Origin of the sequence: Acinetobacter sp. G11 (assembly GCF_049808495.1) — a bacterium.
GTDB classification, from domain to species: Bacteria; Pseudomonadota; Gammaproteobacteria; order Pseudomonadales; family Moraxellaceae; genus Acinetobacter; species Acinetobacter kookii.
Window position 1 is genome coordinate 87,324 of sequence record NZ_JBNCAT010000003.1, and the last position, 15,101, is coordinate 102,424.

Annotated in this window: 16 protein-coding genes; 5 read left to right on the forward strand and 11 right to left on the reverse strand. The window is 42.0% G+C overall.

Features of this window, described 5'->3' with window-relative positions; all coding sequences use genetic code 11:
- Positions 1-57: 57 nt before the first annotated feature.
- The gene (locus ACPUEY_RS02150; protein ID WP_425120990.1) at positions 58-468 is read left to right on the forward strand and encodes a GFA family protein; all 411 of its coding nucleotides are present in this window, start codon (positions 58-60) and stop codon (positions 466-468) included.
- An 80-nt stretch (positions 469-548) separates the two neighbouring features.
- Here ACPUEY_RS02150 and ACPUEY_RS02155 read toward each other — a convergent pair whose 3' ends face one another.
- On the reverse strand, positions 549-1,163 hold the full coding sequence (locus ACPUEY_RS02155) for a hypothetical protein (protein ID WP_425120991.1): 615 nt from the start codon (positions 1,161-1,163) through the stop codon (positions 549-551).
- 11 nt (positions 1,164-1,174) lie between these two features.
- The gene (locus ACPUEY_RS02160; protein WP_425120992.1) at positions 1,175-1,957 is read right to left on the reverse strand and encodes a class I SAM-dependent methyltransferase; all 783 of its coding nucleotides are present in this window, start codon (positions 1,955-1,957) and stop codon (positions 1,175-1,177) included.
- A gap of 120 nt (positions 1,958-2,077) precedes the next feature.
- On the opposite strand from ACPUEY_RS02160, the gene ACPUEY_RS02165 reads away from it, so the two are divergent.
- Both ACPUEY_RS02165 and ACPUEY_RS02170 read left to right on the forward strand, forming a co-directional pair.
- Complete coding sequence (locus ACPUEY_RS02165; protein ID WP_425120993.1) at positions 2,078-3,358, forward strand: hypothetical protein; 1,281 nt, start codon at positions 2,078-2,080, stop codon at positions 3,356-3,358.
- Positions 3,359-3,811: 453 nt separating this feature from the next.
- Positions 3,812-4,765 carry a 2-hydroxyacid dehydrogenase gene (locus tag ACPUEY_RS02170; protein ID WP_425120994.1) on the forward strand — a complete coding sequence of 318 codons (954 nt, stop codon included), beginning with the start codon at positions 3,812-3,814 and terminating at the stop codon, positions 4,763-4,765.
- 120 nt (positions 4,766-4,885) lie between these two features.
- Here ACPUEY_RS02170 and ACPUEY_RS02175 read toward each other — a convergent pair whose 3' ends face one another.
- The 8 genes from ACPUEY_RS02175 to ACPUEY_RS02210 form a co-directional block, all read right to left on the reverse strand.
- Positions 4,886-5,317, reverse strand: a complete 432-nt coding sequence (locus ACPUEY_RS02175) for a hypothetical protein (protein ID WP_425120995.1) — start codon at positions 5,315-5,317, stop codon at positions 4,886-4,888.
- Positions 5,318-5,512: 195 nt separating this feature from the next.
- The gene (locus tag ACPUEY_RS02180) at positions 5,513-5,848 is read right to left on the reverse strand and encodes a hypothetical protein (protein WP_425120996.1); all 336 of its coding nucleotides are present in this window, start codon (positions 5,846-5,848) and stop codon (positions 5,513-5,515) included.
- Positions 5,849-6,219: 371 nt separating this feature from the next.
- Complete coding sequence (locus tag ACPUEY_RS02185; protein ID WP_425120997.1) at positions 6,220-6,609, reverse strand: hypothetical protein; 390 nt, start codon at positions 6,607-6,609, stop codon at positions 6,220-6,222.
- Between the two features lie 58 nt (positions 6,610-6,667).
- Entirely contained in the window at positions 6,668-7,282 is a 615-nt protein-coding gene (locus ACPUEY_RS02190; RefSeq protein ID WP_425120998.1) for a hypothetical protein, read from the reverse strand.
- On the reverse strand, positions 7,275-7,994 hold the full coding sequence (locus ACPUEY_RS02195; protein ID WP_425120999.1) for an adenylate/guanylate cyclase domain-containing protein: 720 nt from the start codon (positions 7,992-7,994) through the stop codon (positions 7,275-7,277). Before ACPUEY_RS02195 ends, ACPUEY_RS02190 begins: the two co-directional genes overlap by 8 nt.
- 70 nt (positions 7,995-8,064) lie before the next feature.
- The gene (gene glyS, locus ACPUEY_RS02200; protein WP_425121000.1) at positions 8,065-10,134 is read right to left on the reverse strand and encodes a glycine--tRNA ligase subunit beta; all 2,070 of its coding nucleotides are present in this window, start codon (positions 10,132-10,134) and stop codon (positions 8,065-8,067) included.
- Entirely contained in the window at positions 10,134-11,114 is a 981-nt protein-coding gene (gene glyQ, locus ACPUEY_RS02205) for a glycine--tRNA ligase subunit alpha (RefSeq protein WP_261181206.1), read from the reverse strand. Before glyQ ends, glyS begins: the two co-directional genes overlap by 1 nt.
- Before the next feature lie 69 nt (positions 11,115-11,183).
- Complete coding sequence (locus ACPUEY_RS02210) at positions 11,184-12,539, reverse strand: hypothetical protein (protein ID WP_425121001.1); 1,356 nt, start codon at positions 12,537-12,539, stop codon at positions 11,184-11,186.
- Between the two features lie 177 nt (positions 12,540-12,716).
- On the opposite strand from ACPUEY_RS02210, the gene ACPUEY_RS02215 reads away from it, so the two are divergent.
- On the forward strand, positions 12,717-13,817 hold the full coding sequence (locus ACPUEY_RS02215) for an HPP family protein (protein WP_425121002.1): 1,101 nt from the start codon (positions 12,717-12,719) through the stop codon (positions 13,815-13,817).
- Positions 13,818-13,907: 90 nt separating this feature from the next.
- On the opposite strand, the gene ACPUEY_RS02220 is transcribed toward ACPUEY_RS02215, so the two are convergent.
- Positions 13,908-14,171: a PspC domain-containing protein gene (locus tag ACPUEY_RS02220; protein ID WP_092819110.1), complete on the reverse strand. Its 264-nt coding sequence runs from the start codon at positions 14,169-14,171 to the stop codon at positions 13,908-13,910.
- A gap of 313 nt (positions 14,172-14,484) precedes the next feature.
- Between ACPUEY_RS02220 and ACPUEY_RS02225 the strand changes: the two genes are divergently transcribed.
- The gene (locus tag ACPUEY_RS02225; RefSeq protein ID WP_261181209.1) at positions 14,485-15,090 is read left to right on the forward strand and encodes a hypothetical protein; all 606 of its coding nucleotides are present in this window, start codon (positions 14,485-14,487) and stop codon (positions 15,088-15,090) included.
- The last annotated feature ends 11 nt before the right edge of the window (positions 15,091-15,101 follow it).

Below are 15,101 nucleotides of genomic sequence, written 5' to 3' on the forward strand. Positions count from 1 at the left end.
CTGCTATTTAAAGCATGCTAAGTTGCATACACAATCTTGATAAAAAATGCAGCAGTTATGTCTGAACAAAAGCGATATACAGGAAGTTGTTTGTGTGACGGTTTGCGCTATGAAATTCGGGGCGAAATTGGCGACATCGTGCAATGCCATTGCCAGCGTTGCCGTAAGGCTAATGGCAGCGCCTTTGCCACCAATGCCCCGATTCGAAAAGCCGATTTTCACATTGTGCAAGGTGAACATTTACTGAAAAAGTTTCAGTCCAGCGAAACCACGCAGCGCTGTTTCTGTAGCGATTGTAGCTCGCCGATTATCAGCATTAAAACCGATACGCCTGATTTGTATCACCTGAGAATCGGTACGCTGGATACACCGCTGCAGCAAAAGCCAACGCAACATATTTTTGTGGCGTCCAAGGCCGAGTGGGATAGCATCTGTGATGGCCTGCCACAATATAATGAACGACCTTAGTCATGCTGAAACCTGCGGTTAAAATATTAAGGGATTAAAAAGATCAAGGGATCACAGGATCCCTTTTTTATGCACGGAATTTAATAGCCAGATTCAGTGGTTTCGGATTTGGCTGCCTCAGCTTTTTTTGCTTGGGCCTGATTCATGTCCGGATATTGGGATTGCCAGTGTTCCAGCTGTTCCTGGGCATGTAAAAATTCACCCAGGCCTTTGGTTTGATCTGCTGAATTTTTAATTGGTTCTGCTGTTTTTTCTTTGTTTTCATCATAGAATTTGGCCTGATTCTGCCAGTATTCTGCCATCAGCCCTTGAATATAACGCCCTTGCTCAGTTTTCAAATCCAGTTCTTTGAGCATGGTTAAAGCCGAATAAATATTGTCGCGTTTACGGTTATAGGCAAATTCATCCGTCAGTGTACCCTGATCCTCCATTTTGAGCAGTTCATCTTCCATCTCGTCACTCATTTGGCTGAAACGCTGGTCAAAGTCGGTCAGCAAGGCAATATCATGTTGATCTTCTGGCGTTTTTTTAAATTCTTTTACCGGTTCGGTAATCAGCTCCTGCATGACCTTGTCTTCAAGCTGAATCTTATCGCCTTGAGATACGGTATCTGGCTTACGATCACAGGCACTCATCAGTACACTTGAGCACAGTAAAACAGGAAGACCACAGTATTTGAGTTGAAGTTTTATCATGATGGGTTCCTTTATTTCTGATCAATTTTTTTAAAGTCATAGGCATAAGTTACATAGGGAAATGCAATTTCATCCTGGGGATGCTTGCCTGTATACTCTAAAACGATCTGTTCAAATTCAGCTTTTAACTGCTGCTGTTCTTGTGCGGACATGGTGGCAATAAAACTGGTAGAGAGAAGGCGTTTGGACACCACCTGTTCCACAGTGCCAACATGCTGCTGCTGAAACGTTTCGGTATTTGCTAACTGAAACAGCGCTTGCTGTTCAAAAACCTTTTTCCATTGGCCGCTGTGATAACGTGGCGTATTGCCCTCCAGCGGTTGAATGCGGTCTGCCAGCGCTTTGACCCAGTCGACCTGAACATCGCGCTGATTCCAGATCAGTGCCAGATGCCCGGACGGTTTGAGCGCTTGATGAATTTGCCTTAATGATTCAAGATTGGCAAACCAGTGAAAGGATTGTGCGCAGATCACAGCATCTATACTATGTGCCGTTAACGGCAGAGATTCACTCGATGCCTGCAGCGTTTGAATGCCGGGATAGGCATGTTGCAATTGTGCCAGCATGGCCTGAATTGGCTCAATGGCAATGATGTGTGAGGTCAGCCGTTTTAAATAAGGTAAGAATTTGCCAGTGCCCGCACCCAGATCAACCACCTGCGACTGTTCATCCAGTTGGAGCTGATCACGTAGCCAATGGACGATGTCTTGTGGATAACTCGGCCGTACTTGTTGATAAAGTTCAGCAGCAGAACTGAAGCCTTTTTGAGCAGCAGGATGAAGTGATTGTGTCATATTTTGCGCTTTTTAATCTTCATGGCATCTATAAAATAACATAGTCGCTTTTCGTAAATAGGCAAGGTGTCTATTTGTAGTATTGAATCTGATAAAGGGCCGATTTGCTTCGGTGTGGAAATGGATAAACACATTATTTTTGAAGACGAACAAATTCGTGCAATCTTTCTTAAAGGCTCATCGGATGAACTGATTTTCTCTTTTGGCGATTTAATTACCCGGGCCAAAGGACTGTCGATTAATGCCGAAAAATCCCTGCATAAATATGACTTTAACGTAATTGGCATCATGCCCAAGCAGAAGTCCTGGTTTCCTGAAAGTTCAATGCGTGAGATGTTTGCCCAGATTCAGGAACTGATTGCGCCGTTTAAAACCCGTATTGGCTATGGCGGTTCCATGGGCGGATATGCGGTTATCAAGTATTCCAACCTGCTGGATTTAAAGCGCGTGGTGGCTCTGGTGCCGCAGTATTCCATCAATCCTGAAGATGTCGAAGACCCGCGTTACAATATGTTCTTTGATCCTGAACAGAATGCCAATATGCACATTCAGCCACAGGATGTTGCAGCTGAACGTGAATATATTGTGGTCTATGATCCTTATTGTCCGGAAGACCGTGCGCATTATTTAAAACTTGAACAGGTGCTGCCAAAAATTCAGACCCTGAATTTACCTTTCACCGGACACGATGCCATTGCGGTTCTGGCCAGCTCGGAATTGTTGCGTGACTTTCTGCTGCACAAGTTTGATGCCATCTATTTTTACCGCAAAATCCGTCAGGTGAAAAAGAACAGCAAGTTTTACTATCGCAAAGTCATTGAAAACCTGTTGCCCCGGCACCGCAATGCCTTGGGTTCCATTCTGGTCAATAATGATTTGCAGCTGGACAGCCAGTTTTTTGATGCCAAGCTCAAAAACAATTTACTCAGGGAATTGCTGCGCAATAAACAGGTCAGTCAGCAAGACCTATTGAAACTGGGCATACAGGTCAATTTGCCGCAGGAAAGTCGTAGCCAGTTACTGGACTGTTTTGGTCATGGACTGGTATTTAATGTGATTAGCCAGAAGATTGAAAGCTATGCCGCCAGCGCCATTGCCCTGAACCATAAATTTCTGATTCCGATCTTTGCCAAAGGCAGTGGACTGGTACAAATTGCATTGAATGATGAGCGTTATATTGTGGCCATGAATGACCGGCAGGTGATGAAACTGTTCAAGGAGCAGGACGCCTTAACAGCCGGTATGCATCCCTTGGTCATTAAAAAATATAGTGATTTTTATCTGCTCAGTTATAAGCATTTAAACTTGAGCAATAACGAATATGGCAGTCATGAGTTCGTGGAAGATACTCCGCAAACGGCGCAATTTGTGACCCAGCCTGAACCTGTATCTGCCCTATAACCTACAGATTCAGGGTTGAGCATACGCCCGGTTTGTTTTAATTTTGATCACTTGCTTTATCTTTAAATCGGTCTAAGATAGAACGGTAAGGCAAGTTCTCATGACTCAAAATTAAACAATAAACAAATAACGGGTGCTTAAGGATGAAACGTGATTTTATACCGGCTGTACTTTTAACCCTCATCTCTATATCCATACCTTCCTATACTTTTGCACACAGTCTATATCCGACTTATATCATTATGGGCGGGGGCATGCTTGTCGTGTTTGTTCTGGCAATCTATGTGTTCTATGCAATCCGCAAGTCAATTCAACTGCATATCAACAAACCCACCAAATAGTGGGTTTTGTATTTTTAATCTCTAAATTTGGTTGAAAAAGAATGTAAAACTGGCTTTTAATGTCTGGGCAATAATTTTTAGATATTCATCAAACTCAGCCAAGGAAAGCAGCATGAAAGCCGTATTTTTAGATTATGAATCGCTGGATAAAAATGATCTGGATTTCAGTCAGCTTGAAGCTGTATTTGATGAGCTGACACTTTTTCCAGCGACGACTCCGGCACAACTCTTGGAGCGAGTGCAGGAGACAGAGGTCATTATCAGTAATAAAGTCGTGGTCGATGCAGCGACTATGCAGCAATGTCCCAATCTCAAACTGATTTTAATTTCCGCAACCGGCACCAATAATATTGATCTGGTTCAGGCACGTAAGCAGGGCATTGTGGTGTGCAACTGTCAGGGTTATGGCACTGCCGCAGTGGCTCAGCATACGTTAAGCTTGATGCTGGCTTTGGCAACTTCATTACTCAAATACGACCGAGCCGTAAAGCAAGGCGAGTGGAATAAGGCTTCGCAATTCTGTCTGCTGGATTTCCCGATTATCGAACTGTCCGGCAAAACGCTGGGTATTGTCGGTTATGGTGAACTGGGACAGGCGGTGGCAAAGCTGGCGGATGCTTTTGGCATGAAGGTCTTGGTCGGGTCATTGCCGAACCGTCCAGCTGATGCCAGTCGTATTCCTTTTGCAGATTTATTGCCCCAAGTCGATTTCCTGAGCCTGCATTGTCCTTTAACTGAAGACACCCGCAATTTAATTGATGCCTACGCCTTCGATGCCATGAAACCGAGCGCATTTCTAATTAACTGTGCGCGTGGTGGAATCGTTGATGAAGCCGCCCTTGCCAATGCTTTACGCCAGGGCAAAATTGCCGGCGCTGCCACCGATGTGCTTACCGTTGAGCCACCTAAAGACGGCAATGTACTTTTGGCCGATGACATTCCCAACCTGATTATTACTCCGCACAGTGCATGGGGCAGTGTGGATGCACGGCAACGGATTGTGCAGCAGATGCAGCAGAACGTGCAGGCTTTTAAAGCAGGACAACCGATTCGACAGGTCAATTAATCTGTATTAAAAAAGCCTCTCTATGAGAGGCTGATTGCTTATAGTCAGCTTGATTTATAAATCGGGCTTGGTTTTACCATACAGCTTGTACTTGAGCAGCCAGTCATATGCAGCAGCAAATTAATTATTGGTTGAAGATTCACTTAGCGGGTGAGAAATAATCGGTGCAGGCTGATCATTTGGACTGCCAATAATATTATCCTTGGTTTCATTTATTTTCTGATTGACCGTGGCTGCTGCGTGTTGCGACTTTTCTTTGGCAATGGCCGATTTTTCAGTGGCAAAGTCTTTGGTTTCTTCCCACGCATGTTCTACCTTCGGTTTTACCTTGGCGATCCCTTTTTGCGCAGCAGTATCCACCTTTTCCACCGTGTTCTGAACCTTCTGCTGTGCCTTATGACCGAGCACTTTAAAGATATTAGGGTTGTCTCCGTAGGGTGCAGACTGATTGTGCTCTGAAGTGCTGTCAGGAGTGGCTGTGCCTGTTTGAGCCCAAAGTGGAGTAGAGAGCAAAATTGCACTGGTCACTAATACCGTTCTCATCATTTTCATTGTGGGTTTTATTCCTGTTTTGGCAATGCGTTTAATCTGTTCTATTCGATTTTATTTTAAGAATGAATTGAGGAGAAAACGTGAAATGTGGCGAAATTAATACAGATTTATTACATTTAAGATCAATCTGGGATTCATGAGGCAAGAAAAAAGCCCATTGATATGAGCTTTTTTCACGAGATCTGAGAGATGAATTTATTCTTGATACTGATTCGGCGTTTTAATCGTAAATCCTGAATATATTCTTCCTGAATAAATGCCCAGCTCTGCATGCGTTTTACCATTAATGTCCATATTGCTCGGGTGTGAACCGTTGTTATCCGTGCTCTGTTGTGAATTTTTACTGACAAAGTTTTCGTCCGCAGTTTGAGTTTGATTCATCTCTTGATTAACATTTTCCGCTTTATCAGCAGTATTTTGCTCACTGTCTTTTGCTTTTAGCTCTGAAGCTGCGTTGGGGGTTGGGTTGGCGAAAAGGGGAGTACAAGCTAAAAGTGCAGTGCTAATCAACATTGTTCTGATTGTTTTCATAGCTCGATTTATCCTTGCATGATAAAACTCGAGTGTTTACCGAGTTATAAGATCACTATCTTAATCGGTCCAATTTCTAAATTTTGAATGTAAGAATAAATTCCAACGTTTTAGCAACAACGAATTAACAATCTGGACAAATATGTGAATGTGATTTTTGGCTATTCTTTTTTAGTTTTTGAATTTAAAAAAAATTTTCAAAAAAAAATAAATTTCCCTGGATACAAACTATTGATATGTAACACTTTAGAGTAAATACAGATGAGCGGTATTTGAATGGAAATGAAGCGAATGAAAGACTTTTTATTGAAGGGGAAGAAGAATCACCGAATCCATATAGAATCGGTGATTCTGGGTGTATGAGTCAGGCATTAGTTACATTGTGCTAAAGCATCTTTATGAAAATAATGGCGTAGCGCAAGGAAGTTTTTTTGCACTGTAGCATCATTCAGGTCAAAGTTAGTGGCTGTACTTGTACCATCTGTAGCAAACACGGTCGAGCTGCCCGTGATGAGGGTATTGCCCTTAAATGACCAGTGTTCTATGGCTTTTCCGGCTGGCAGGTTGCCGGTAAATTCGATCATGCATTTGTTGGTAAATTTGGTTAGTTTGGCTTTGTTGTGAATGGTGTTTGGGTAGACTTCCAGATTCTGAACTTCTTGTAGGACACCTGTTTCAAGGGTGGGAATAGTGGGAGCAGTGGTACACGCCGTAACAGCAATACTCGCAAGACCAGTCAAAATAAGCATTTTAAGTTTCATGTGATTCTTTCTTGTTGAGTGTTGTTAGTTTGAGTATAGGGTCTTGGTGGATTATTGGCTATAACAAATAGTCTAAATATTTTTTAGGATGAAGGTGTTGTATCTCTTGGTTTACGACGTCTACTTTTTTTGTATTTGGTGTTACGATAAAGCTGATTGATCCGACTATAATTAGTATGAAAATAAGAACTACAGCATGCCTCAAGCGGAAAATTTTTAGGTCACGAATATAGATTAACTTTAAATGTTCGAAAGCTAATTCTTTTGAGATATCTAAAGTTGTATCTTCAATTTCATTTTTATAGTCTTGAACTGATTTTTTAGAAAAATTATCGGTTCTCCAAAAAATATTAAATAAATTAAATTTGAATAAACCAGTATTAAAATATAGACCTTTTTGATCCGTACTATCATTAATATGCTTACTAGGGCTGTCGATTACCGAAAGTGCTAAAAGTAAAATAATTACTGTTAATAACCAAATAGCTAAAATGATTGTGGCTAGAGCTTGTTGCCACCATAGTTCATTTGCCGTTAAAAATTTAAAAATCTCTCTTATTTGTGGAAAAGGAACAATGCAGCCAGCTAGTAATGCACCGATTTTAAAGTCGATTGCTCTTATGTTTTGTTGGGTGTCCTGAATCGCAGAGTGAAGAAATTCTAATTTATCCATTCTCTTGAACCCATTGATTCATAGAGCTACTTATGACATCACCTTCATAATAGTCAGTATAATTTACTTTTTGACATAAACTTTTATTATGGTCATTCAAATTTGAATAAAATACATCAGAAAGGATAATTGTTTTACGATATCCTTTATTTGCATTGTTGCAGTATTGAGCAGTTTTACCTATGAGTTCACCAATCCAAGTAACTTCATTGATACCACTACCTTTATAACCAGCTTTGATAACTAAAGCTTGACCATAGTGAAGCCCTATACCCACTTTAAGTTGAGTGTATGCTTTCTTTTTTAATTTTATATTTAATGTTTGGATTAATGAGTTTGCTTCGAAGGCTGTTTGGAAAACGCTATCAATTTGAGCTTTTGTTTCTGTGTTGAAAACTCCCCAAACACAATCCCCTTCAATATAGATTTGTTGAATATTAGGGTTTCCATTAAGTAGTGCAACTATTTCAGAAATATAGACTCTGTATATTTTCGCTAAAACCTTTTTTTGATGTTTTGTTGCAAGTTCTTTTGAACCGCGCATATCAATAAATAATGCTGAGCAATTTATATGATAGCCATTGGTATAAGTTAAATCGTCAATACTTGGTACTTTATTGCTTTCTTGATAATTATTATCAGAAGAATCTAATATTTCATCCATTCTTTCACGACTTTTTTCAAAATCATATGCTTTATAATTTGCTTGCATTATTTTTCTCAAAAACAAAACCCCGCTAATTTATAGCGGGGTTTTGTTTAAAATTCAAGTAACTAGGACTTTAGTGCTGCAACACTGAAATATCAGCCACTTTGGTAAACAAGCCACGAAGCTGAGCAAGCATACGTAAACGGTTTGCTTTTAGGTCGGCATCGTCAGCCATCACCATCACGCCATCAAAGAACGCATCTACAGGCGCACGCAGTGCAGCTAAAGCAGAAAGCGCAGCAGTGTAGTCTTTGGCAGCAAATAACGGCTCAACCACAGGCGTGATTTTCGCAAGTTCAGCGAACAATGCTTTTTCAGCATCTTCCACCAGGTTCGATTCGACCACAGCACCAGTCGGCTCTGCTTCTTTAGCTAGAATGTTGGCAACACGCTTGTTGGCAGCAGCAAGTGCAGCCGCCTCAGGCAAGTCACGGAAGTGATTGACCGCATTGACACGCTTGTCAAAATCAAGTGGAGATTTTGGCGACAAGGCTTGAACCGCTTGAATCACGTCAACAGCAACGCCCTGGTCTTCGTATTTCGCACGGTAACGACCTTCCAGGAATGCAACAGCATCCGCCAGAGTCTTGTCGTGATCTTTCAATACATCGCCATAGGCAGCTAAAGCAAGTTTGATCAGGTCTTCAATTGACACATCAAGCTCGTTTTCAGTTACTAGACGCAAAATACCAATCGCAGAACGACGCAGTGCAAACGGGTCTTTCGAACCTGTAGGTGCCTGACCGATACCGAAAATACCGGTCAAGGTGTCTAAACGGTCGGCAAGGGCAATGGTTGTACCTGTTTTGGTTTTAGGTAAAACGTCACCGGCAAATTTAGGTAAGTATTGCTCGCCTAATGCTTCTGCAACTTCATCATTTTCGCCTTCAATGCGCGCGTAATACGTACCCGCAATCCCTTGAAGTTCAGGGAATTCACCCACCAGTTCAGAGGTTAAGTCGCATTTTGCAAGCAGGGCAGCTTTTTCAGCATCAGCCGGGTTTGCACCTGTAATTGGCGCAAGCGCAACAGCCAGTTTCGCAATACGTTCAGACTTGTTCCAAAGTGTGCCAAGCTCTGCCTGGAACACCATGTTGGCCAGTTTTTCTTTACGCGATGCCAGCGGTTGCTTCTGGTCTTGCAGGAAGAAGAATTCCGCATCCGACAAACGCGGACGAACCACTTTTTCGTTACCTTCAATAATTTGAGTCGGATCTTTCGACTCAATATTTGACACGGTAATGAAGTACGGTTGAAGTTTGTTGTCAGCATTCACTAAGCAGAAATACTTCTGGTTGTCCTGCATGGTGGTGATGAGTGCTTCTTGAGGCACCGCAAGGAAACGTTCTTCGAAGCTTGCACGTAACGCAACAGGCCATTCCACCAGTGCAGTCACTTCGTCACGCAGGTCACTTGGTACAATGGCAATCGCATTGACTTCATCAGCCAGAGCTTTTACTTGCTGGTCGATGATGGCTTGACGCTCTTCAAAAGACGCAACCACGTGAGCAGCTTTTAACTTCGCCAAGTATTCATCAGCATGGTTCAGCGTAATGGCTTCAGGCGAATGGAAACGGTGCCCATAAGTCACGTTGCCTGCCTTGTGATCCTGAATGCTTGCATCAATCACATCGTTGTCTTTAAGCAACACGACCCATTTTACCGGACGCACGAATTCGGTACGGCTGGCCGCAGAACGCATGCGTTTTGCGATTGGCAGGTTGTCCAACGCATTTTGTAAAATTTGCGGTAAAAGTACGTCCAGGCTTTGGCCTTTGACATCTTTTAAATAGCACACTTTTTCAACTTTACCGGCCTGGAAAGTCGAAACTTGATCAACCGTGATGCCCTGACCACGCATAAAGCCTTCCAAAGCTTTGGTTGGTTTGCCTTCCGCATCAAAAGCGGCTTGTTTCGCAGGGCCATCAAAACGTTTTTGTGTATCGGCTTGGGCGCCTTCAACATTGACAATTTTCAATGCGAGGCGGCGTGGTGCTGCATAGGCTTCAATTGTGTCAAATGCAAGACCAGCATCTTTTAAGCCTTTTTCGGTTTCGGCCTGAAGGGCATCACGTAATTTTTTTAAGCTTTTTGGAGGAAGTTCTTCGCAGCCAAGTTCAAATAAAACAGTATGTTTAGACATTATTTGTTCTCCGCTGCTTGAGCTGCTTCTGCTTCAACTTGTGCTTTTAACTGCGCCAATACTTCATCACGTAGATGCGGTTCTGCCATAGGGAAACCCAGTTTCGCACGTGCTGCCACATAGCTTGTTGCAATTGAACGTGCCAAAGTACGGACACGCAAAATATAACGCTGACGTTCAGTCACTGAAATCGCACCGCGGGCATCCAGCAGGTTAAAGCTATGCGATGCCTTAACCACCTGTTCATAGGCCGGTAATGGCAGTTCTGCTTCCATTAAGCGGGTTGCTTCAGCTTCGTAGAAGTCGAACAGTTCAAACAGTTTATCGACTGGGGCATATTCAAAGTTGTAAGTGGATTGCTCTACTTCGTTTTGATGGAATACGTCGCCATAAGTGACCGTACCGAACTGACCTTTGGTCCAAACCAGATCGTACACCGAGTCTACACCTTGCAGGTACATTGCCAGACGTTCCAGACCGTAAGTAATTTCACCCGTTACCGGATAGCATTCCACACCACCGACTTGCTGGAAGTAAGTGAACTGGGTCACTTCCATACCGTTCAGCCAGACTTCCCAGCCCAAGCCCCAGGCACCGAGCGTTGGCGATTCCCAGTTGTCTTCCACGAAACGGATGTCGTGGGTCAGGGTATCAATACCAATGGCTTTTAGCGAGTCAAGGTAAAGCTGTTGGATATTGTCCGGGTTGGGTTTAAGCACCACCTGGAACTGGTAGTAATGTTGCAAACGGTTCGGGTTTTCACCATAACGGCCGTCTTTTGGACGACGTGAAGGTTGTACGTAAGCCGCGTTCCATGTTTCTGGCCCTAAAGCACGCAGGAAAGTGGCAGTGTGGAATGTCCCTGCCCCCATTTCCATATCGTAAGGTTGTAACACCACACAACCTTGTTCAGCCCAGTAGTTTTGTAAGGCAAGAATTAAGCCTTGAAATGTATCAATATGCGATATGGCGCGACTCATGTAGCATCCATTAAAATTAGAGAAAAATTGGCTCTAAGTATAAGGATTTTGTCGGGGAGTGGCAAAGGTTTAAATATTGATGCACTTTTTTAAATCGTTAATACGATTTCTAATTTCTATAGCGCAATTGGGTTGTATATTTTCTGCCACTTCGCAAAACATCCAAGCAAATTCTAATAAGCCATTATCGGTTAATGGTTTTGGATCAATAGTGATATTTTTTTCATATGCTAGAATAAAAATGTTTGCAAAAAGCATTGGAATTTTTTGAAAGTTTTGAAATTGATTATCATCTAAATTTATTTGCTTTTTGAAAATATCACCGATTTTTACAAGTTCAAGCATTTGCTCTTCATCAGAAGATTGGCAAAGATGAATTATTTTTTGTGTTATTCCTTGTAAAATAAGAGAAGTATTAAAATCCTCAACTTCTTCTAAAAGCTTTATAAGTTCTGGTTGTGATAAAAGTTGCCTGTAATGCTTAATTTTTTTTGTAAAATAATTTTGTTTAGTCCCAGCGGTCTGGAAATTAATTTCTCGTTCGTATAAGGCTAATTCAACATTTGGACTTTCTATAAAGTCTAGATTACAGTTCAAAAGATCTGCAATTTGCATAAAAATATTATCGGCATCCGCTTTATAAATAACTTTACACTCTTCATCACTTTCTAAGAATTGATGGCTACTTTTTTGTAGCACCTGCTCATTATATTCAAGCCAATAAAGCCAGTTGTTATAAGGGCGTAATTCATTTAGAGCATCCATCAAAGGATCATTTTTACCACTATAGCCTGCAACAACCCAAGTTTTCGAGCAACCTGTGGAGCGAACAATTTGGGTTAAAGTTTCCTTATGTGCTTCAAGCTGATCCGTTGTATTACGTTGTACAAAACCTACATGCTGACCATTTAAATAAACAATACTCGGGTCGTGTAAAAGTTCTGCATTAACTTGACCCATTGCACCCAAATCATAAATTGCAGGGAAAGGGTACATGCCGACCATATAGCAGGCATGAATTAAAAGAGGATCGAAATTGACAGTGAGAATACGACTGAAATAACCTTGTTTTAAAAGCTCAGCAATTGCAATATGAGCAAAATTAAGTTTTGCTTTTTTAATACCCTTAGTTTTATTTCCTTCAATAAACCATTTAAAAAGTTCTTTCCGCTTAACGTTCGATAACTTTGTCATAATGTCATTGTATTGCAGTTGGTTAATGTCTTCTTGAGCAAGACATTGTTCTTCTTCAGTAAAATAATCAGGAAAGTTCTCAATCGCGATTTTCATGAGTTGTTGTGCAGGTGGGATGCCTGCTGAAACAGAAATGCCAGCACCAACCAATAAAATTGCACCACCTTGCTCTTTAGCATCTTTTAGTGATGCAGCTAGGTGTTTTAGTAATTCTTCGCGATTTTGTGTCATTGATTTTTTATAAAGTCATAAATTTATCTTTATATTATGGCTAAGTTTATGTTTTTCAATTTAAATATTCTATATTCACAGATTTATTGATAAATATAAGATATAAAATAAATACACCTTTAATCTTCAACCTTCTATAATTTGCAGCTTCTTCCCCAAAACAATAAAAGGCGTGCTGTGTTTCATTCCCGACTTGAATGGCTGAATATCCTAAAACCCAATTTCAAGGTTCTTCCCCTGAGAGAGCGCCTACTGTGCGGTCTGGGTGCATTGCTTGGACTGGCACTTTCCTCTTTCATAAGCTGGTGGGTGCTGGGGGATATCAATGCATGGTATATCGCGCCGATGGGGGCATCTTCGGTGTTGCTGTTTGCCGTGCCTGCCAGTCCCTTGGCACAGCCGTGGAATATGGTGGTGGGAAATATCATTGCCGGAGTCATTGGGGTGACCTGCGCCATGTATATTCCTAACCTGACCGAAGCTTTTAGCGTGGCGGTGGGGATGTCTATTATCTTGATGATGACTACCGATTCATTGCATCCGCCAAGTGGGGCGGTAGCCATAACTGCCGTTTTGGGGGGAGAGGCAGTCCATGAGCTGGGATATCATTTTATCTTTTATCCGGTGTTATTAAACTCCATGCTGTTGCTGGTGATTGCAATTGTGTTTAACCGCCTGCTTGGAAAACAATATCCGCAAATGGCCCAGATCAACCAGCGTTCTAAAGATCCGACACCAACGCAAAAAGTCACCATTCAACCGCAGGATATTCAGGCAACGCTGGATCAGCAGACCGAGCTGCTGGATATTAGTGAATATGACCTGCAAAAAATCATTCTGGCAGCCCAGGAGAAAGCCAATGCCCGCGGCATAAGCCAGTTTAAGTGTCAGGACATCATGACCAAAGACGTGATTAGCTTGAATGAAAATGAGGATATTCATTCTGCCCTGGATAAATTCAAGCACATGAATTTAATGAGCCTGCCGGTGATTAATGCCCAGCAGCAACTGGTCGGTACGCTGGCCTTATACGAAGTGGTGGAATGGTTTAAACGTGCAACCGATTTAAGAACCACATGGCAGCGTCAGGTCAAGGATATTATGGTTCGGCAGGTCATCACCGTAAAGCCGGAGCAGCCGATTCAGGATTTGGTGCCTTATTTTGTCGAGCGCTCGTTTAACTATATTCCCGTGGTGGAAAAACAGAAAATGGTGGGCATTATTAGCCGAGCGGATATGATTGCGGCATTGAACCAGCAGTTGAATGTAGCGGCATAAAGCAAAAAATAAAGCAAAAAAAAAGCTACGACTGATTGGGGTAAAAGTCGTAGCATAAAACGAACTCAACTCATGGAGTTCAACGGGTTGTTAGCGATTTTGATCCGGATTTACCGTACGGATCGGGTTGTTATACGCTGGTGTCTGACCAAACATGGTATTGGGCTGTTTGGGGATCACAAGCCATAAAATTAAATACACCAGGATTCCCGGGAATGCTGCGCTCATGACAGAAACAAGAATAAAAATAATGCGCAGTAAAGTCACATTCCAACCAAAACGTTCAGCAATACCACCCATTACACCTGCAATCATGTTTTGACGCTTAGAGCGATATAAACCAACATTGGCCATCTAGGTCTCCTTAATAGAAAATAGCAAAGCAGTTAAAACAACTCGCTTATAAATAAAAAATGGAGATGAATGATTCTTTTTAAAGGGACACGCCATAAAAAATAGTTAAGTTATGTAAATGTAAGTGCGTATTGCGATGTCGTGATTTAAAATGGTCTTCGGTTAAATAAGTTGATTTATATCAATAAAAATCAATTAAATAAGCTTTAATGTATGAGTGTAAAATAAATATCATTTCGTTGTAGCTTATTTTCTGTATTGGCAAATATGGCTAGGGACAGCCAAAGAGCATTTAACGCCCAGGAGGGAAAAGGTGTTTCAAAAAACGGATTATTATGGCTGTTTCTTGGTAGTAATATGTGCAGCTTTAATGGGTTGTAATAAACCCTTGGAAGATTCTGTTGCACAGCAAATCAAAAAAGAAACGTCAGCTCAGAGTGGTGAGCAGGCTAAAAGCCTGACCGATGTTGCGGGGCGGGCGACTGTTCCGGTAGGGGAAACCGAGCCAGGGCTTAAAAATACCCTGCCAAAAAGTGCCCAGCCCTATATTGGCCGCTATCAAGCTACGATCAGTTGTGATGATCCTTTTGTCAGATGTAAAGAGGGTACAGCAGATTATGTGATTAATTTGCTGGAGGATGGGATTGCCCATCGCAACCTGATCCATTCAGGGCAAATCAGCTTCGCTTCAAACCCCTATCACCGTCAAGATCGCTGGTCATATGATGTGCAAAATCATCAGGTGATTTTGTATCGCTCAAATGGCGTAGAATTTTTTTATAATATTGATAAAGATCAAAATCTGGTCATGGATCTGGACAAGATTGCCCATGCATCCGCCTTAAACGAGCAATATTTTGCCGAAGGCAATCCTTTTCCACAACAGGCTTACCGTTTGCTTAAGGAGAAAGCCAGTTAAAGTTGAGGCGC

Excerpts from the sequence above, each read along its gene's own strand:
- ACPUEY_RS02210 (WP_425121001.1), bottom strand. The coding sequence starts at position 12,539 with ATGACACAAAATCGCGAAGAATTACTAAAACACCTAGCTGCATCACTA.
- ACPUEY_RS02220 (WP_092819110.1), bottom strand. The coding sequence starts at position 14,171 with ATGGCCAATGTTGGTTTATATCGCTCTAAGCGTCAAAACATGATTGCA.
- ACPUEY_RS02160 (WP_425120992.1), bottom strand. The coding sequence starts at position 1,957 with ATGACACAATCACTTCATCCTGCTGCTCAAAAAGGCTTCAGTTCTGCT.
- ACPUEY_RS02165 (WP_425120993.1), top strand. The coding sequence starts at position 2,078 with ATGGATAAACACATTATTTTTGAAGACGAACAAATTCGTGCAATCTTT.
- ACPUEY_RS02195 (WP_425120999.1), bottom strand. The coding sequence starts at position 7,994 with ATGCAAGCAAATTATAAAGCATATGATTTTGAAAAAAGTCGTGAAAGA.
- ACPUEY_RS02175 (WP_425120995.1), bottom strand. The coding sequence starts at position 5,317 with ATGAAAATGATGAGAACGGTATTAGTGACCAGTGCAATTTTGCTCTCT.
- glyS (WP_425121000.1), bottom strand. The coding sequence starts at position 10,134 with ATGTCTAAACATACTGTTTTATTTGAACTTGGCTGCGAAGAACTTCCT.
- ACPUEY_RS02180 (WP_425120996.1), bottom strand. The coding sequence starts at position 5,848 with ATGAAAACAATCAGAACAATGTTGATTAGCACTGCACTTTTAGCTTGT.
- ACPUEY_RS02170 (WP_425120994.1), top strand. The coding sequence starts at position 3,812 with ATGAAAGCCGTATTTTTAGATTATGAATCGCTGGATAAAAATGATCTG.
- ACPUEY_RS02190 (WP_425120998.1), bottom strand. The coding sequence starts at position 7,282 with ATGGATAAATTAGAATTTCTTCACTCTGCGATTCAGGACACCCAACAA.
- glyQ (WP_261181206.1), bottom strand. The coding sequence starts at position 11,114 with ATGAGTCGCGCCATATCGCATATTGATACATTTCAAGGCTTAATTCTT.
- ACPUEY_RS02155 (WP_425120991.1), bottom strand. The coding sequence starts at position 1,163 with ATGATAAAACTTCAACTCAAATACTGTGGTCTTCCTGTTTTACTGTGC.
- ACPUEY_RS02185 (WP_425120997.1), bottom strand. The coding sequence starts at position 6,609 with ATGAAACTTAAAATGCTTATTTTGACTGGTCTTGCGAGTATTGCTGTT.
- ACPUEY_RS02150 (WP_425120990.1), top strand. The coding sequence starts at position 58 with ATGTCTGAACAAAAGCGATATACAGGAAGTTGTTTGTGTGACGGTTTG.